Source organism: Pseudoalteromonas sp. NSLLW24 (assembly GCF_015864725.1).
GTDB lineage: Bacteria > Pseudomonadota > Gammaproteobacteria > Enterobacterales > Alteromonadaceae > Pseudoalteromonas > Pseudoalteromonas arctica.
On record NZ_JADYWQ010000004.1, the window covers coordinates 117,119 to 134,185 of the forward strand.

At 37.6% G+C, this 17,067-nt stretch carries 13 protein-coding genes; 7 read left to right on the forward strand and 6 right to left on the reverse strand.

Translation table 11 applies throughout. The features are described from left to right. Window positions 1-159: 159 nt before the first annotated feature. Window positions 160-2,295, reverse strand: coding sequence for a 2Fe-2S iron-sulfur cluster-binding protein (locus I6E72_RS05395; protein WP_197111364.1), 2,136 nt, complete (start codon window positions 2,293-2,295; stop codon window positions 160-162). A gap of 394 nt (window positions 2,296-2,689) precedes the next feature. On the opposite strand from I6E72_RS05395, the gene nirB reads away from it, so the two are divergent. The 6 genes from nirB (at window position 2,690) to I6E72_RS05425 (ending at window position 11,264) form a co-directional block, all read left to right on the forward strand. Next, complete coding sequence (nirB, locus tag I6E72_RS05400) at window positions 2,690-5,263, forward strand: nitrite reductase large subunit NirB (RefSeq protein WP_197111366.1); 2,574 nt, start codon at window positions 2,690-2,692, stop codon at window positions 5,261-5,263. Continuing rightward, window positions 5,250-5,603 carry a nitrite reductase small subunit NirD gene (gene nirD, locus I6E72_RS05405; protein WP_002959861.1) on the forward strand — a complete coding sequence of 118 codons (354 nt, stop codon included), beginning with the start codon at window positions 5,250-5,252 and terminating at the stop codon, window positions 5,601-5,603. The genes nirB and nirD overlap by 14 nt, the downstream gene beginning before the upstream one ends. 9 nt (window positions 5,604-5,612) lie before the next feature. Further along, window positions 5,613-6,476, forward strand: a complete 864-nt coding sequence (gene cobA / locus I6E72_RS05410; protein ID WP_010552560.1) for a uroporphyrinogen-III C-methyltransferase — start codon at window positions 5,613-5,615, stop codon at window positions 6,474-6,476. A 274-nt stretch (window positions 6,477-6,750) separates the two neighbouring features. Continuing rightward, window positions 6,751-8,013 carry a nitrate regulatory protein gene (locus I6E72_RS05415; RefSeq protein ID WP_197111368.1) on the forward strand — a complete coding sequence of 421 codons (1,263 nt, stop codon included), beginning with the start codon at window positions 6,751-6,753 and terminating at the stop codon, window positions 8,011-8,013. A 280-nt stretch (window positions 8,014-8,293) separates the two neighbouring features. Next, window positions 8,294-9,487: a sensor histidine kinase gene (locus tag I6E72_RS05420; protein ID WP_197111370.1), complete on the forward strand. Its 1,194-nt coding sequence runs from the start codon at window positions 8,294-8,296 to the stop codon at window positions 9,485-9,487. A gap of 58 nt (window positions 9,488-9,545) precedes the next feature. Beyond that, window positions 9,546-11,264, forward strand: coding sequence for a two-component system response regulator (locus I6E72_RS05425; protein ID WP_197111372.1), 1,719 nt, complete (start codon window positions 9,546-9,548; stop codon window positions 11,262-11,264). Window positions 11,265-11,417: 153 nt separating this feature from the next. Here the strand turns inward: I6E72_RS05425 and I6E72_RS05430 are convergent, their stop codons facing one another. The 3 genes from I6E72_RS05430 to I6E72_RS05440 all read right to left on the reverse strand — a co-directional run bounded on the left by I6E72_RS05430 (window position 11,418) and on the right by I6E72_RS05440 (window position 14,046). Then, entirely contained in the window at window positions 11,418-11,867 is a 450-nt protein-coding gene (locus I6E72_RS05430; RefSeq protein WP_010552557.1) for a response regulator, read from the reverse strand. Further along, window positions 11,864-13,318 (reverse strand): sensor histidine kinase, encoded by a 1,455-nt coding sequence (locus I6E72_RS05435; RefSeq protein ID WP_197111374.1) that lies wholly within the window; start codon window positions 13,316-13,318, stop codon window positions 11,864-11,866. Before I6E72_RS05435 ends, I6E72_RS05430 begins: the two co-directional genes overlap by 4 nt. 290 nt (window positions 13,319-13,608) lie before the next feature. Beyond that, the gene (locus I6E72_RS05440) at window positions 13,609-14,046 is read right to left on the reverse strand and encodes a PACE efflux transporter (RefSeq protein WP_007585216.1); all 438 of its coding nucleotides are present in this window, start codon (window positions 14,044-14,046) and stop codon (window positions 13,609-13,611) included. A gap of 129 nt (window positions 14,047-14,175) precedes the next feature. On the opposite strand from I6E72_RS05440, the gene I6E72_RS05445 reads away from it, so the two are divergent. Next, on the forward strand, window positions 14,176-15,084 hold the full coding sequence (locus I6E72_RS05445; RefSeq protein ID WP_024593784.1) for a LysR family transcriptional regulator: 909 nt from the start codon (window positions 14,176-14,178) through the stop codon (window positions 15,082-15,084). 6 nt (window positions 15,085-15,090) lie between these two features. On the opposite strand, the gene I6E72_RS05450 is transcribed toward I6E72_RS05445, so the two are convergent. Continuing rightward, a complete protein-coding gene (locus I6E72_RS05450) occupies window positions 15,091-15,744 on the reverse strand; it encodes an MOSC domain-containing protein (RefSeq protein ID WP_197111376.1) in 654 nt (217 codons plus the stop codon). A gap of 389 nt (window positions 15,745-16,133) precedes the next feature. After that, window positions 16,134-17,066: an alpha-E domain-containing protein gene (locus I6E72_RS05455; RefSeq protein WP_165721829.1), complete on the reverse strand. Its 933-nt coding sequence runs from the start codon at window positions 17,064-17,066 to the stop codon at window positions 16,134-16,136. Window position 17,067: the final 1 nt, after the last annotated feature.

Consider the following 17,067-nt stretch of genomic DNA (forward strand, 5'->3'; position numbering starts at 1 on the left):
AGTTAATAATGTGCTGAAAACTAAAATACCTAATGGGTATATTGCAGCAAGCAAATTACAGTTAAGCAATTCATATAAAAAACAAGTCGTAAAGAATTTCTAATAACTTGTAACTTTGACCACGGTATTTCTATCTATTAACCAAAATCTTCTCAAGCTTTACAGCTCTAAATCAAGCTCCTCGATGCCTTTAGCAGGTACGGCGCAGCAAATAAGCGCCTGCCCCGGCTCTATCGGGTAACTTACGTTATTGCGATAAACCACAGCGCCTGCGTTTATTTTTACGGCGCAACTGCCGCAGCTGCCGTTTCGACAGCTAAATTCAGGCTCTAAACCATGGGATTCGGCTACATTTAGTAATGTATTGTCACCTTTGTTCCACCGCTGTTCAAAGCCCGATTTACTAAATTTAATTACGGTGTTGTCGGCTTCTTCTACGCTCATTTCTTTGCTTTTATTAGGCGCTTCGCTTGTGTTAAGCACTTTTCGCTTAATAATGGAGGGCCCAAATGCTTCAGCAAATATGTTTTTGTCCTGCACACCTAGCAATAACAGCTCGTTATATACGTGTTGCATAAATGCTTTAGGTCCGCATAAAAAGAACTCGTAATCATCAAGTGGTAAATAATACCTAAACACATCCGCATTTATGCGACCTTTTAAATCAAAGCTCTTATCTTTTACGTTAAAGCCATTGTCTTGCTTTTCATCAAGCTCAGGTTGAGATAAAAGTGAGTAGTAATCAATTGCGCCGCCACTCGTATCTGCAAGTGTTTTTAGCTCGTTATAAAACGCTTGCTGTTGGGTGTTTTTAGCACTGTGAAAAATATGCAAAGGGCGTGTATAGCGGGTTCTTAGCCCTTCATTGGCAATGTGTTTAGCCATTGAGATCATAGGTGTAATACCTATTCCGCCACCAATTAGCACCGCTGGTTTGGCGCTAGTTGGGTCAATAAAAAACTGCCCTTGTGGGTATTTAGCTAAAATAACGTCGCCTACTTTCACGTTATTATGAAAGTAGTTAGACACCTCGCCACCGAGCTCTTTTTTAATCGATAACCGATAAAATAGTTCATGAGGACTCGATGAAACCGTGTAGGTTCTAATAACAGGTTTGCTATTACTGTTATTGCTATTACCACGACTTTTACTTGGTATTTGCACAGTTAAATGCTGCCCTGCTTTAAACGGTAACAAGGTTGTATTGTTATGCCCTTCTAAATAAAAGGAGGTAATTATATTACTTTCTTTTATTATTTTAGTTACTTTTAAAGGCTGCCAAGTATGTTTGAGCTTTTCGGCTTGTTTGTTTTTATCAGCCTCAAGCCACGTGCCCGTCATTTTAGTGTTAGGGGAATAAGCATCAAATTTAGCACTAAACGGGAGTAAGTTTTTAAGCCACATTCCTTTAGTGAGGGTAAATTTCCAGCCTCGGTCTGCGCCAATAAAGCCTTCAAGTTCTGGGTGCCCATCCCATAAAATTTCAACGCTGCCGGTAAGCATTAATACATTGCCGGTGTCAAAATCAGGAAATAACAAACCTGCTTTTGGGTTTAATAAAAAGTTACCCAAGGTATTAAAAAAATTGTTACCTGCGTAATCAGGAATCGTTAATGTGTTGCCTTCGCGCTTTACAAAGCCCGGCAACCCACCACGGTGAGAAACATCAACACCTTCAATTTTTGGATTGTTCTTAGCGGTTATAAAGCTTGAAACAAAAAACGTATCGGTGGTGTCAATTAACGTACTGGCTGCGTTATCAAGTGTATTAAATTCAACTTTTTGTACTGCACTACTTTTAACTAAAGGATCTCTATTAAACGTTAAGTCGCGCGTTTGAATATACTGCGGGCAATTACCAAAGGATTGATCAACATTAAAACTCACTTTATTATTACTAATTGCCTCACCTACGCGCACATTTAAACGGTTACGCCTACGCGTGCCTAGCTCAATGCCTAATAAACCAATTGGCGAGCCGACAATATTTAACGTGCCATGTAAGGGATCGTTTTTATCAACCGCGTGGGTCATTAATAACGACGTGGGTGTGGGGGAGTTTAAAAAACCTGGCTGCCCTGAAACAATAGATACCCACACATCGGCGTTTTCATCAACACTGCCTGCAACCACAAATGGTAACTGCTCAAAAAAGGCTTGATGCTGCTTTGGCATAAATGAGCGCACGGCACGTTTGCCAAATGTTGCCATTATTTCTCGTTTACCGAGTTTGTCTTGTATTGCCAGCTCGCCTTCGTGAAAAGGTGAAGCATCTATTGAGTTTGTGTTAGTCATTTTGCTCGTAATTCGTGTGCGTATTTCATGGGGTAAATTTAACTCAATACACACTCAATGATAATGGGTGTTTTATTGACTGATAATGCACAAAACAATGACAATACTTGCACCCTCTTAGTGCCATGCGCGCACCAACATATAACAAAATAGGTTTTATTCTCACTCTATAAATACATTAAATACTATTTAAACAATAACTTAAAAAATTGGCTGTATTTTTGCAAACATTCTATTAACAAGCCCGTTTTACTTACGGCAAAAATTTAGGTTGTGAGCACAATAGCTATTAGCAACCATCGGCAAAGAAGCCCGCACACAGTTATGCATATTGCGTATTTGTGGCGGGCTTTTTTGTTAATTGTATTTAAACCGTCACTTTAAGGAATGCCCTATGCAAACCTCGCAAAAAATACTCATTATTGGTAATGGTATGGTCGGACACCACTTTGTTGAGCAAATGCGCCAAAGCGATGCCAACGCAGACATTACTGTACTTTGCGGAGAAGCAAATCTTGCATACGATCGCGTGTACTTATCAAGTGTATTTGATGGCAAAACAGCCGCCGATTTAGCACTTACAACTCACGACAACTATAAACAACTCAATATTAATGTGCATACCAGCCAGTGGGTTGAAGGCATTGATAGATCAGCAAAAATAGTGACCACATTAACCGGTGAGCAATACCCGTACGACAAACTGATACTCGCTACAGGTTCGTTTCCGTTTGTGCCGCCTATAAAAGGTAACGACCAACCCCATTGTTTGGTGTATCGCACATTAGAAGATTTAGAACAAATAAAAGCCAGTGCCGCTGTAAGTAAAAGCGGTGTTGTTATTGGCGGAGGTTTGTTGGGGCTTGAAGCCGCAAATGCCATCAAGCAACTAGGGCTTGATACCCACGTAGTTGAATTTGCACCACAACTTATGGCTGTTCAACTTGATGGACAAGGCGGTACGCTACTAAAAAATAAAATAGAAGAACTTGGCGTAACAGTACACACATCAAAAGCAACCAGCGAAATAGTAAAAGGCGAAACGAGTCGCTTTAGATTAAATTTTTCGGATGAGTCATTTTTAGAAACAGATCTGATTTTGTTCTCTGCTGGTATTCGCCCGTACGATCAGCTTGGCAAAATTGCTGATTTAGAGCTCGGTGAGCGCGGCGGTATTATTATTAATAACCAATGCCAAACATCAGATCCGGATATTTTAGCCATCGGCGAATGTGCTTTGTGGGACAAAAAACTATTTGGTTTAGTTGCACCGGGTTACAACATGGCGCGCGTTGCAGCGAGCCAATTAAGTGGCGGCGAGCTTGAGTTTTTAGGTGCTGATATGAGCACAAAACTTAAGCTGTTAGGCGTAGAAGTAGGCTCAATTGGCGACGCTCATGCAAAAACGCCAGACTGTAAAGAACTTATATACCAAGACGCTATTCGCGGCTGTTATAAAAAAATCATACTAAGTGAAAAAGGCGACAAATTACTGGGCGCTGTACTTGTTGGCGATACCAGCGACTACGATACTTTATTACAGTACATGCTTAACGACATGGACTTACCAGAAAACCCTGAGTGTTTAATTTTACCAGATAGCGGCGGCGCGCCGTCGTTATCGGGCAGTGCCCTACCCGACACAGCCACTATTTGTTCGTGTCACAATGTGAGTAAAGGCGACATTGTAGGTGCGATTGATGGCGGCTCATGCGATTTAGCATCGGTGAAATCATGCACTAAAGCAGCAAGCGGCTGTGGTGGTTGTGCCGCGTTATTAAAATCAGTTGTCGATAACGAATTAGCAAGCCGCGGTGTTGAAGTTAACAACCATGTATGTGAGCACTTTGCGTATTCACGCCAAGAACTACTGCACATGGTAAAAGTAGAAAGCATTAAAAGCTTTGATGGCTTACTAGCTAAACACGGCAGCGGTCATGGCTGTGAAATATGTAAACCTGCCATTGGCTCTATTTTAGCCTCAACATGGAACGACTTTATTTTAGAACCCGCTCATGTTGGCTTACAAGACACTAACGATACGTACCTAGCAAACATGCAAAAAGATGGTTCGTACTCTGTGGTACCGCGTATTGCTGGCGGCGAAATAACCCCCGACAAACTCATTGTAATTGGACAAGTAGCAAAAGACTTTAACCTGTACTGCAAAGTCACTGGCGGTCAGCGTATTGATTTATTTGGTGCACGCTTAGAAGAGCTTCCTGTTATTTGGGAGCGACTTATCGAAGCTGGATTTGAGACAGGTCATGCCTATGGTAAGTCTCTTAGAACAGTTAAATCGTGTGTAGGTAGTACGTGGTGTCGTTATGGTGTGCAAGACAGCGTTGGACACGCAATAGAAATAGAAAACCGCTATAAAGGACTGCGTGCACCGCATAAATTTAAAATGGCGGTATCGGGCTGTACCCGCGAATGCGCCGAAGCACAAAGTAAAGATATTGGCATTATAGCTACCGAAAACGGCTGGAACTTATACGTGTGTGGTAATGGCGGTATGCGCCCTCGCCATGCTGATTTATTTGCGACCGATTTAGACACGCCAACACTGATTAAATACATTGACCGCGTGATTATGTTTTACATTAAAACAGCTGACAAATTACAACGTACGTCGGTATGGATGGAAAATCTTGAAGGCGGTTTAGACTACCTTAAAAGTGTCGTAATTGACGACAGCTTAGGCATTTGCGACGAACTAGAAGCGCAAATGGAATTAATTACGCAAACCTATGCGTGTGAGTGGAAAAAAGCGATTGAAAGCCCAGATGCTGCCAAACGATTCCGCCAGTTTGTTAATAGCCCCGAAACCGACGACAACATTTTGTTTGTGCAAGAGCGTAACCAAATTCGCCCTGCTACAGAAGCCGAAAAACGTGAGCAACGTAATACACAAAACCGTATTCCAGTAATGGAAGTTGAAGAGGAGCAAGCTGATGTCTTGGCATAATATTGGAACAATCGACAACCTAGTGGCTAATAGCGGCGTATGCGCATTAGTTAATAATCAGCAAGTGGCTATTTTTTACATTCCACAAAATCCAACGGCTGTGTTTGCCATTAGCAACTACGACCCGATTGGCAAAGCCAATGTATTATCGCGTGGCATTATTGGCTCAATCGACAATAAATTAGTTGTCGCATCGCCTTTATATAAGCAACACTTTTGCCTAGAAACAGGCGAATGTTTAGAAGCAGAAGCAATACACTTACCGGTTTTTAATGCAAAAATTGAAGACGGCAGTGTATTTATAAGCTCTGAACCAAAAGTTACAACAGCTGTGGCTTAGGGGAATAGTATGAGTGTACTGTCTTATTTTTCGGGTATTGAAAACGTGTGGCTAAATAAGCTTGTTACTAAGCTAACAAGCTCAAATGATCGCAGTGCTAAAAGCGGCAACGTTTATATAATTGGTGCGGGCCCAGGAGACGCAGAGCTAATTACGGTAAAAGCGCAGCGTTTAATTAATACCGCCGATGTTGTTTTATACGATTGGTTAGTAAGCGATGATTTATTAAAAACGCTTCCTAAAAAAGCACAGCGAGTATTTGTAGGTAAACGTGCGGGTAAGCACTCAATGACCCAAGCTAACATTTGCGAACTACTGGTTAAATACGCGCAACAAGGCTTAAACGTAGTGCGTTTAAAAGGCGGTGATCCGAGTATCTTTGCACGTATTAACGAAGAAGCCGATGCACTTACCAAGCATAATATTAATTTTGCTATTATTCCGGGTGTCACAACGGCTTGTGCTACTTCTGCTTATACGGGTATTCCGCTCACTGCACGCGATGTAGCGCGTAGTGTTACATTTTTAACGGCGCAGTTTGCCGACCCTAACAAGCAACCTCATTGGCAAAATTACGCGTTTATGCCTGCAAACAACAACCCCACTTTAGTGGTTTATATGGGGCTTTCTCGCTTACAAACGCTAAGCAACGGTTTGCAATCAGTGGGCTGGCCAAGTAATACACCCATTGCACTAATAGAGAATGCCACTACCACTAAGCAAAAAGTAATTACTAGTACGCTTGAACTGATAGTAAATGAGCATGCTAAACACAACCTTCAAGGTCCTACCCTTATTATGATTGGTGAAGTAATAAATCATAAAATGGCAATTAGCCCTGAGTTATTAAACAGTATAAATGTTAACGCATGATACAAAATGAATAATGCACTTTTCGCGCTTACTACCTCCCCAGGAGTAGGCGCTTTTTTTGTTTTTAATTTGGGTTCAAGTTGTGTGCAATAACATGTTTAAATGCACCAAATAAGTTAAAAGTAATGGTAATTTAAATTATAGAAAAACAGTGACAAACAAAAACAACACTTTAAGCAATTGTATTAGCTTGATTTTAAATTCAATGATGAAATTTATTAATGATTGGAACAGTGGTTGCACTTTAAAAACAAAAAAGTGTGGAATAATACCAATGGCGACAAGCAATCCTCTCACAAAACAGTTTTTATTAGCAGCAAAGTATCAAGAAATACACGCGCTAAAGCAATTACAAAACAGTTGTGCCTCGCTTACTAAATTAGGCGATTTTGTACATCAGTTACAAAAAGAACGCGCAATGAGTAATATATTTTTGGCCTCAAATCGAGAGCGATTTAAAACCCAATTACAAGAACAAATCCCTTTAAGCGACAGCGCACAAACTGCATTTTATGATTCTCTTAAACAAACATTTATAAACGACAACGCCGATACTGGCCATACTCGGTTATTTAATTTAATTACCTACAGCTTACAAGCACTCGATGCATTACCGGTATTGCGCAAGCAAATAGCACAACAAAACATTAGTGCGGTACATGCTACGCAGTCATTCACTCAGTTAATTGCTAGTTTGCTCAATATTATTTTAGAGGCAGCTGATGGCGCAAGCGATCCCAAAATAACGCGCTTATTAGTCGCATTTTTTAATTTTATGCAAGGTAAAGAATACGCAGGACAAGAGCGAGCATGTGGTGCTCAAGCATTTGCAGCGAGTAAATTTACCACAGAGCAAAAACAACAACTCGCGCATTTTGTACAAGAGCAAAACCACAGTTTTGACTTTTTTAATGAATACGCCGATGCGCACCTTTTAAAATGTTTTGGCACACTAACAACACATCAGGTTAATAATCAGGTAGAGCAACTGAGAAGTTTACTGCAAAAGCTCGATGACGAGAACGCTCAACCGCTCTCACAACTGAGCGAAGTATGGTACGAGGTAACCACTACGCGCATAGATATAATGCATAAAATTGAACAAAATATAGCAGATCAGTTAATTGATACCGCAGCAATGCAAATAGCCTGTGCTCAACGTAGCTTAAATACAAATAAGCAGGTACTTAACAATATGGCAGAGCAACACATAGCCCCTACTTTTGGGCAATTAGCTATTAAGCAACCAGAGCCAGAAGTAAGCCAAAACATTGCGGCCGATAAGCTCAATAGTAATAAAAGTATGTACGATTTAATTATCGAGCAAAGCCAACATATTAAACAAATAAACCAAGCGTTACTTGATGCCAAAAAAGTTATTAGTGAGCAAAAAGTTATTCATCAAGCCAAGTACATACTTATTGAGCAATTAAAACTCACTGAAGAGCAAGCCCATAAACAGCTACAAAAACAAGCGATGGATACGCATAAAACCTTATTTAGCGTAGCGCAAACAATTATACAAATGAGCGATTAAATATGCTCTTTTTATTAGGGCGTGTTGATCTTTAGTAAGAACACTATCCTACAGAATACTTATTTGTCCAGTTACAGACTCCACGCCCAGACTGAGTTTTGCCTTATTTAAATATAGATTTATAACCTACTAACTATAATAAGGTAAGGCTTTAATTTGGCGTTAATTTTTAAAGTATAATTATTCAACACATTCAAAATAATCAACTACAATAAGTTAATCATTTGTTGCATCTCATTTTAATGAGGCATATTTATTTAATACTGTTGTAGGAGTTTGAATGCCCAATGTAGAGAGTTATATAGAAGGTGTATCATTAATAGATGAGCAGCAATTAACTACCTCTCTTGATAATGACATTCAAACAAGCTTAGAAAGTATTGCTGAGCTTGTTTTAAACATTTTTGATACTACCGCACTCTCTATTGTTGCTAACCTGCCTCAACGTATCATTGAGCTATATAAATTCGGTTCAAAAATAACAGTAGCTAAAGAACAACTACCTAATGACGTTTTTAGTGAATCGATTATCGAGTCTAACCCTAAAATATTCAGAGTTATATCGCCTATCATTTTGCCCTCAGGCCTTAAGTTTGGATGGTTTATATTTGACCGAGCAAGTGATTCACTACTTACAGAAAAAGAGCAATCAATCTTAAATAGTTTACAAAAAAGCTTTGTAAACCAGTTAGTCCAACGTAAAAAACAATTAGAAAAAATAAACAGTTCTAAGTTTCACTTAACAATTTTTGAGCAAAACAAAGAAGACGAAATTGAAAAAGATCACCTACTCAAAAAATTACAAAAAGTGAGTGATGAACTTGATGAATTTACCAGTATTGCTTCTCACGATCTAAAGTCACCATTAAATGCTATAAAGCGTTTATTAGAGTGGATTTATGATGACTGTAAAGATTTACTCCCTCAAGAGCACCTCGAAAACTTTCAGCTTGTGCTCAGCCGGGCTAATAGAATGCAAGTACTACTAGAGGATTTACTAAGCTACTCAAGAATAAATAGCTGTGATTCAACGCGTGCAAACATATCTTTAGAAAGTATTTACCAAGATGTAGAACAAACTTTAGAAGTTCCACAGACTGTCACTGTTGATATACATGCCAACAACGAAGTACTCGATATACCGCTAATCCCTTTTAAAACTGTTTTTCAAAATCTTATTAGTAATGCAATAAAGCATAACAATAAAGAGCACCCGGTTATCGACATTTCACTTATCCCCTCTAATCAATATTACATTATTGAAATAAAAGATAATGGCCCTGGAATTGACCCTAAATATTTTTCACTCATATTTAAGTTATTTCAAACATTACAATCTCGAGATGACGTTGAAGGGAGCGGCATTGGACTCTGCATTGCCAATAAGCTCATTATTAATTACAGGGGAAAAATTGAAGTAGCCTCCGATGGGAAACTTGGCAGTACATTCACTATTTTTTGGCCCAAAGTTTAACTATGAAATTATCAATTATAAACGAGCATCATGTAGATGCTGCTCTTAGAAGGAACTTATGAATATTTTAATTGTTGATGATGACTTAGTTGATCGCAAATTAATTAAAAAAATGCTTATTTCTGATGGCTCTCATCATCATGACATTACCGAAGTAACGTGCGTATCCGAGGGCTTGAAAGCCATTGAAGACACGCACTTTGATATAATACTACTCGATTATAATATGCCTAAAGAAGATGGCATTGAAATGCTAATTGAAATGCGTGCAAAGCCTAAACTCGGTAACACCGCAATTATCATGATTAGCTCCTCAGAGAACTCAGCTTTGGCTATTGAGTGTATAGAAGCCGGCGCTCAAGACTTTTTACCAAAAGGTGATATAACGAGGGATAGTTTAAATAAAGCGCTTATATATGCCAAAAAACGCTTCGAAGCAGAACAACGTATGCACAACAGTTATCTTGCTGTAAAGCATATGGCAGAACGGGATCAGCTTACTGGTTTGTCTAATCGATATCATTTTGAAGAAATACTAAAAGTAATGATAGCTAACAATAAACGTGCTAAAAACTGCGTGGCGTTACTTGCTTTAGATTTAGATAACTTCAAAAATATTAATGATACGCTTGGGCATAGTGTCGGTGACGAAATTTTAATACAAACAGTAGAAAGGATTCATAGTTGCCTGAGGCAAAATGAAGGATTTGCACGCTTAGGAGGCGATGAATTTGCAGTTATAATAGGTGGAATTTGCAATATTAATCAAATAGGTATGATAGCAAATAGAATTTTAGCTGAAGTTTCTAAACCCTTTTTGCATGAAGGCAGAACTTTAAATTGCAGTGTTAGCATTGGAAGCGCCATATACCCAAATGATGCTACTGAATCTCATGAACTGCTTAAATGTGCTGATATTGCAATGTATCGCTCAAAGCAAAGTGGTAAAAGTAGAATAAGCTTTTACAAAGAGCAATATCAATATGAATTTAGTCGTCGGGTAGATATTCAAAATAGTATAAAAGAGCATATAGAGGAAAAAAACTTTAGGCTATTTTATCAACCTGTTTATTGTTCAAAAACACAAATAATGACAGGTGTCGAAGCCCTGATCCGTTGGCCAGATATAACCGTTAATTATACCCCCGATGAGTTTATTCCTATTGCTGAAGAGTGTCGATTAATAGCCCCCCTTGGAAAATGGATAATTGCGAGCGCTTTAAAGCAGTTATCTTTGTGGCAGAAAGACTATCAAACGCCGTTAACTCTATCTATTAATATTTCACCGATACAGCTGCAAAGAGAAGTTTTACAAACGTATCTATTAGAGATGGTCGAAAAATACAATTTAAAAACCAGTAGTATTATTCTGGAAATAACAGAAACAGCTTTTATGGAAAATAGTAAAGAAGTGATTGAGATATTAACTTCTTTGTCTAATAAAGGATTTAGGATTGCTTTGGACGATTTTGGTATGGGTTATTCATCCATATCTCACCTTATTTCCTACCCTATTGATATAGTAAAATTAGACAAAAGCATGCAATCGTTAGGTGGAGAAAATAATAAGCGATTAAAAATAATCGAGAGCTTATCTTTAATGCTGAAGAAACTAGATTTTTCTGTGGTAGCTGAAGGAATCGAAACTGAAACCCAGCATCAGCTGTGTAAAAAATTAAATATAGACTACTTGCAAGGTTTTCTCTTTTCAAAGCCTATGCCTGTAAACGAAATTAATTTGCTGCTCGATGACTATTGTAAAAAAATAAGCCTTTAATAAATAGGTTATTTTGAGCCTTTGTAAAATTGAAGCTTAAATCAAACACCTGTGTAACCTTAAGCTAAAAACCTTTGGTTTGTGCCACATACTCAAACTAAAGGCTCTCCAATTGGCACAGCCTAGCGGGTTAAAACCTAAAACACATGCAAATCAGCTGTGTTTTTCCAAATGCTGACCGATGACAGCCAATACTTTTTCTTTTAACTCTGCTGCCTGAAAACTTCCTTTTACAAGGTAACCTTTAACAAAATCGTGTGACATTATAATCTTTTTTTCTTCTTCTCTTTCTGATGAGCTAAACATCATAACCACACACGAGCTGATTTCTATCATCTTCCTCAGTTTAGAAAACTCTTCTAAAAACTGAATACCATTGACTCTTGGCATATTGATGTCCAAAAATATGAGTATTGGAGGAAATCCATCAGGGTACTCTTTTCTGTTAGCTTCATAATTTTCTAGAAATTCTAATGCTTCCTGGCCATCTTTTTTTTCAAAAATTGTAAGATCTAATTCAGCCTCTTTAATTAATCTTTTAAGAATATACCGGTCAACTTCATTGTCATCGACAATTAATATAGGGGGTTTAATTTTTGTCATGTTAGCTTATCCATTGGTATTATTATTTTAAACGTCGTACCTTCATCAGAGCTTTGCAGTGATACTTCACCATTTAAATACTCAATATGTTTTTTAACCAGCGCCATCCCTAAACCAGAGCCTGTGCTCGTCTGTGCATGAAATCGCTTAAACATATCAAACACTTCACTTTGATGCTTTTGTGGTATTCCCATTCCGTTATCTGTAACAGTAATAAAAAACGTCTCTTGCTCATTAAAAATGTCACAGCGGACATAAGGCGAGTCTTTATTTCTGTCGTAATACTTCAACCCATTTGATATCAAATTTTCAATAATTTGAGCAAAACGCGCTTTTTCCGACCTTATAGGTACTGATAGATTAATTGTTGTTTCGAGCGTACAAGGATTATCTTTCATGAGCCAAGACAGTCGTTCTTTCATATCAATAATTAACTGATTAAAGTCAATTAAATCTTTATCCTCATTACCAATTTCAGCTTTGGCTAACAATAAAATATCAACAACAAGTGTTTCTAACTTTTCCATTTGTTGATAAATAACCAGTGCATTTCGGCTTGCCTCCTCTGTGTCTCCCGCTTTTATATCTTCGATAACAAAATGCGCTAGGGATTTAGCCCCTGACAGCGGTGACTTCAGGTCATGGGAAGCCCGATAAGCAAACTGGGCAAGCTCATCATTTGCTTGCTGCAGGGAAGCTGTCTGGCTGTTTATAATCTCTTTGAGTTCAATACTGTTTTCAATATTTAAAAGATCATTTTTAATTCGCTGTCTGGCCGCGATAACGAGTGCTTTTAATTCACCCGACGTTTTTATATCAAGTTCATCGTCTAGATTAATATTGCTTTCGGGCTTACTTGATAAAAGTAGAGTTAGATTTCGAATAGAGCTCGATATTGTGCGAGAAAGATAACTTATAAAAAGAATATTAAAAAAAGATATGATTATAACAAGTGGAATTAACGTCATTAGTATAAACGATACTGTTTTTCTAATTGGTTCCTCAAACAGCTCCGTGTTTTTATTAAAGCCACTTAGCGAAGTATTAAGATTTAGTAAAAAAGCGTCTCTACTAAGTTCCCCCTTTTTATACTGATTAACTGACAATAAGGCTTTATCAGCAATTTCAATATCGTTTTCACAGATTGTTAATGTATGATCTGTGTTAATAACTTTCATAACAGCATAATTTAACGGGTTTATTTGTTCAACACATTCAATAGGTTGCTGCCTAATTAACAATATATCCGACTCAATGGCATTTATATCTATGGGGATATCATTTTCTATTTTTTTAACTGACTTGGTAAGTTGATGTGTATACTTTAAATGAAGAAAGTTAAGTTGATGAAACTTAGCCCCTTTAGCTATTTCAAAAGCTGAGTAGACAGTAATACTTATCTCTGCTGCAGTTAATATTACAATAAGCATCAGTTTTCTTGAGATATTCATATACGACACCTATTTTAGCTACTAACCCAAAAATCTTTAAATAACACTATAATAATTATAGTATTTATAACCTTAGGTATAGCAGATTTTATCTTTTTTACTAGCTCCTCTATGAATAACAGTTGATATTTAGCTTTATTCACTTTTAATAAAAAGATCCTTTATTAGTTTTTTGCCACTATAAAGCAAACTTGGGTAATATTACGCCTCTAAAAGTGCTGGTGCATTGGCAAATACACCAGTAGCTAAATACAAAACTTTGTTAAGTCATCCCATATTTAAAAAGTGTATTAACATGCAGCATTTTTTGAATGAAAAATATAGGCTCGTGTGTGGTCGTACACTAGGTTAAAAGTAAAAGCGTAAAGGGTTATAAAAAAAGTTACGCCGATATCCATTATTAATGCTTCCCATAAGCCTACGTTTAAAATGCTCGCCATTACGGGAATAGTAAAAACAAGTAACCCGCCTTGAAATAAAATCACGTGAAAAATACGGAATAATACAGAACGTTGCTCTTTTGCACCGGTAGCTACTTTGTCAAAAAACCAATTAAAAACAAAATTCCAACACATCGCAATCGTTGCAATTATAATCATAGTGCCTGATAAAGCCGATATTGCATGCTCTGTAAATACAGCCAAACCAATAATCGACAGCGTTACCGCTAATACTTCAAACAAAACAGCCTGAAACATCCTCTCTAGCGACCCCATTTTTGCATCCATAATTAACCCCTTTTACGCCAAATAATTAAAGAAAATAATAGTGACATAATTTAATTATTTGCAAAGTTAGTAGCCATCACCTTTAGTGATAAGATGAGCAAATAAGTACTCACCTTTAAGTTGAATGATATGTATAGTTTTGAGCAACTAAAAATTTTTGTAACCGTGGTAGAAACAGGATCTTTTTCGGCAACAGCCCGAAAGCTTAACCGTGCACAATCGGGAATTAGCCAAGCTATTTCTAATCTTGAAATAGCGATTAATCAAACATTGTTTACGCGTAATAAAAATATACCCAGCTTAACGATCAGTGGTAAGGCATTGTTACCTGTCGCATACTCTATACTTCATCAGCAAAAGTATTTTGACCAAAAAGTGGATGCATTAGCAAAAAATTATGAGCATGAGGTAATTATAGCTATTGATGAAAGCCTAAATAATCAAGATATTTTAAAAGTGATTGCCCCACTTGCTGATCAGTTCCCGATTACTAATTTCGAAATAATATCGACAACAACTGACGATGTAGAAAACTTAGTAAAAATAGGAAAAGCACAAGTAGGTATCATTTATAGTGATGGGGAACTAAAAGTTGATATGGATTTTTTTCTATTAGGTCAAGCTCGATTTTTAACGATTTCATCACCAGAACACCCGCTTGCAAAGCTAAAGGCTGTAACAAGCAATGATTTAAAAGCCCATAGGCAATGTGTTCATCGCAGCCTTAGCCAAAAAGAGTTATGGTTTAGCTACGCAATTAGCTCTAGAATTTGGTACGCAAATACACATCAAACCCTTATCGACTTAGTAGTTCAGGGTATTGGTTGGGCGCTTGTACCCGAGTTTGCTATTAAGCGGTATATAAACCAAGCTGAAGTGGTAACGCTACCCGTTACTCATGAACAAGGCGGTTGGCTTACTCCTGTGGGATGCGTTGTTTCAAGAAGCCAATCAACAGGACCTGTTCTTCAAAGTTTAATAAATAGGTTGCAGCAACACTTTTTAAAGAGTGATAGCGCGGGAATAAAACAGTTTTAAACTGCTTTATTCACTTTTAATAGCAAGCTTCTTCTTTAGCTTTTCTTGCCACTCTACAGCAAGCTCTGGCAAAGTTAATGCTTCTAAAAGTATGTCTTCATAACCTACGTATTTTTTATCAAAAAATGCCTGAAACAGTTTTTTAACTGATATGTCGTGCGAGGCTTTATTCTCGATAACAACACTATCACCCGTTTTTGCAACGCCTTGCTCTAGTACCCTAAAATACACGCCAGTGCAGTAATGCTGCGTAAACAGTTTAAGGCTGTTTGTATTATTAAGCGCGATAGCGAGTTTAAAACAGGGTACACGAGGCTGGCTTACTTCAAGCAGTGCAGTACCAATTCGAATATGGTCACCTATGTGTATATTCGCTTCATTAAGGTCAGAAATCGTGAAGTTTTCGCCAAAGGCACCTACTGCTAAATCATCATTCTCGAGGGTTTGTTTCCAATACTCATAATGATTGTGCGAAAAAGCATATACCGCTTTATCTACCCCGCCGTGATTAACTAAATCAGCTTGCTCGTCACCTATAATGTTTAGCTTTTCAATCACTACAGGCTCGTTAGTTGGTATTTTGAATATTCCTGTTTTCACCTCTTTACCATTATGAATAAGAGTTTTAATTTTAGAAATATTAGTCGAGATGATTTTCATTGCGATACCAACGGATGAGGAAGTAAAAATTAATTATGCAGGTTTTAAAATTATTAGAAATAAATTTAAGCAAAAAAATGACCGCTCAAGACTAGGGCGTGTTTATCTTTGTGGATTGAAATTTATTCAATCTAGGGGCGATTAAATCGCGGCGCGAGGTTTGTAACCTAGTGGGCTAAGTAAAAACCGAGCAACAAAGAGTTAATCGTCCCTAGAAAGAACCCAGAGGGCAGCGCATGTTTGGTATTTATGCTGCGTTATCGCCCATTAATGGGGAATAACCACACTACATAGGCTCTGCCTTGCCTAAAAACCAAACATACTGCTGTAAATTCAACCACCAAAGTTCAACACGCCCTAAGCAGTCATTTCACAATATACAGCTTTTATTATTCTGCTTGCTTTAAAAAATACGTCTCGGCTAGTCCGTTATGTATTCCAGCTAAGTCTATTTGTATTTCATCGATAAAGTCATGCAACAGACCATTTTTAAGTACTCGTACGTCTTTATTTTCTAACTCAACAATTGCATTATCAATTGATTTAATAATTTCTGTTGAGTTTGGCAAAGGTAAAACCAATGCTTTTAATTCATTCATACAAAATAAAATAGATCGTGGGAATACTTTGCTGTGCATCACAAATTCTATTACATCTGCACGCTGTACTCTAACGCCCATTTCTTGGCGATACATTTGATAAGCACTTAATGAGCGCAATAAGCTGATCCACTGAATATTATCAAACGGCTTCACTTCTTCTTCATTAGTAATTAACGTAGCAGAGCGAATATCTAAAATTCGCGATGTCATGTCTGCGCGCTCTATAATCGAACCAAAGCGGATAAAAACATAGCCCTGATCATGATTAATTGTGGCATCTAACGCCCCAAATATTTGATGGGCTGAATCTATAATCTTTTTTAAATAATCAAAACGTCCGCGCTTTGTTATCCCTTCTTTTTGATTATCTTTTACATAATAATAAAGAGAGTTAATTTCTTCCCATACATCTCGAGGTATTACATCGCGGATTGTACGCGCGCTTTCTCGTGCCGAAGTAATAGAGTTTAAAATTGACGAGCTGTTATCACTACCAACAAGTAAATACCTTAATGCTTTTTGTTCAGTAAAATCAGTATGGTTTTCTGAATACGCTTTACGCACACCAATAATATCAATTAATGGCTCCCAGCCGGTACATACGCCTTTGGGTAAGTCCATCATCAGTAAATTGTTAACGTTGATTAAACGAGCTACATTTTCCGCACGCTCAATGTATCGAGATACCCAATATAAAGTTTCGCCTACTCTTGATAACATA

What these genes read in the sequence shown, in the direction of transcription:
- I6E72_RS05395 (WP_197111364.1), bottom strand. Translation starts at nt 2,295, where the DNA reads ATGACTAACACAAACTCAATAGATGCTTCACCTTTTCACGAAGGCGAG.
- nirB (WP_197111366.1), top strand. Translation starts at nt 2,690, where the DNA reads ATGCAAACCTCGCAAAAAATACTCATTATTGGTAATGGTATGGTCGGA.
- nirD (WP_002959861.1), top strand. Translation starts at nt 5,250, where the DNA reads ATGTCTTGGCATAATATTGGAACAATCGACAACCTAGTGGCTAATAGC.
- cobA (WP_010552560.1), top strand. Translation starts at nt 5,613, where the DNA reads ATGAGTGTACTGTCTTATTTTTCGGGTATTGAAAACGTGTGGCTAAAT.
- I6E72_RS05415 (WP_197111368.1), top strand. Translation starts at nt 6,751, where the DNA reads ATGGCGACAAGCAATCCTCTCACAAAACAGTTTTTATTAGCAGCAAAG.
- I6E72_RS05420 (WP_197111370.1), top strand. Translation starts at nt 8,294, where the DNA reads ATGCCCAATGTAGAGAGTTATATAGAAGGTGTATCATTAATAGATGAG.
- I6E72_RS05425 (WP_197111372.1), top strand. Translation starts at nt 9,546, where the DNA reads ATGAATATTTTAATTGTTGATGATGACTTAGTTGATCGCAAATTAATT.
- I6E72_RS05430 (WP_010552557.1), bottom strand. Translation starts at nt 11,867, where the DNA reads ATGACAAAAATTAAACCCCCTATATTAATTGTCGATGACAATGAAGTT.
- I6E72_RS05435 (WP_197111374.1), bottom strand. Translation starts at nt 13,318, where the DNA reads ATGAATATCTCAAGAAAACTGATGCTTATTGTAATATTAACTGCAGCA.
- I6E72_RS05440 (WP_007585216.1), bottom strand. Translation starts at nt 14,046, where the DNA reads ATGGATGCAAAAATGGGGTCGCTAGAGAGGATGTTTCAGGCTGTTTTG.
- I6E72_RS05445 (WP_024593784.1), top strand. Translation starts at nt 14,176, where the DNA reads ATGTATAGTTTTGAGCAACTAAAAATTTTTGTAACCGTGGTAGAAACA.
- I6E72_RS05450 (WP_197111376.1), bottom strand. Translation starts at nt 15,744, where the DNA reads ATGAAAATCATCTCGACTAATATTTCTAAAATTAAAACTCTTATTCAT.
- I6E72_RS05455 (WP_165721829.1), bottom strand. Translation starts at nt 17,066, where the DNA reads ATGTTATCAAGAGTAGGCGAAACTTTATATTGGGTATCTCGATACATT.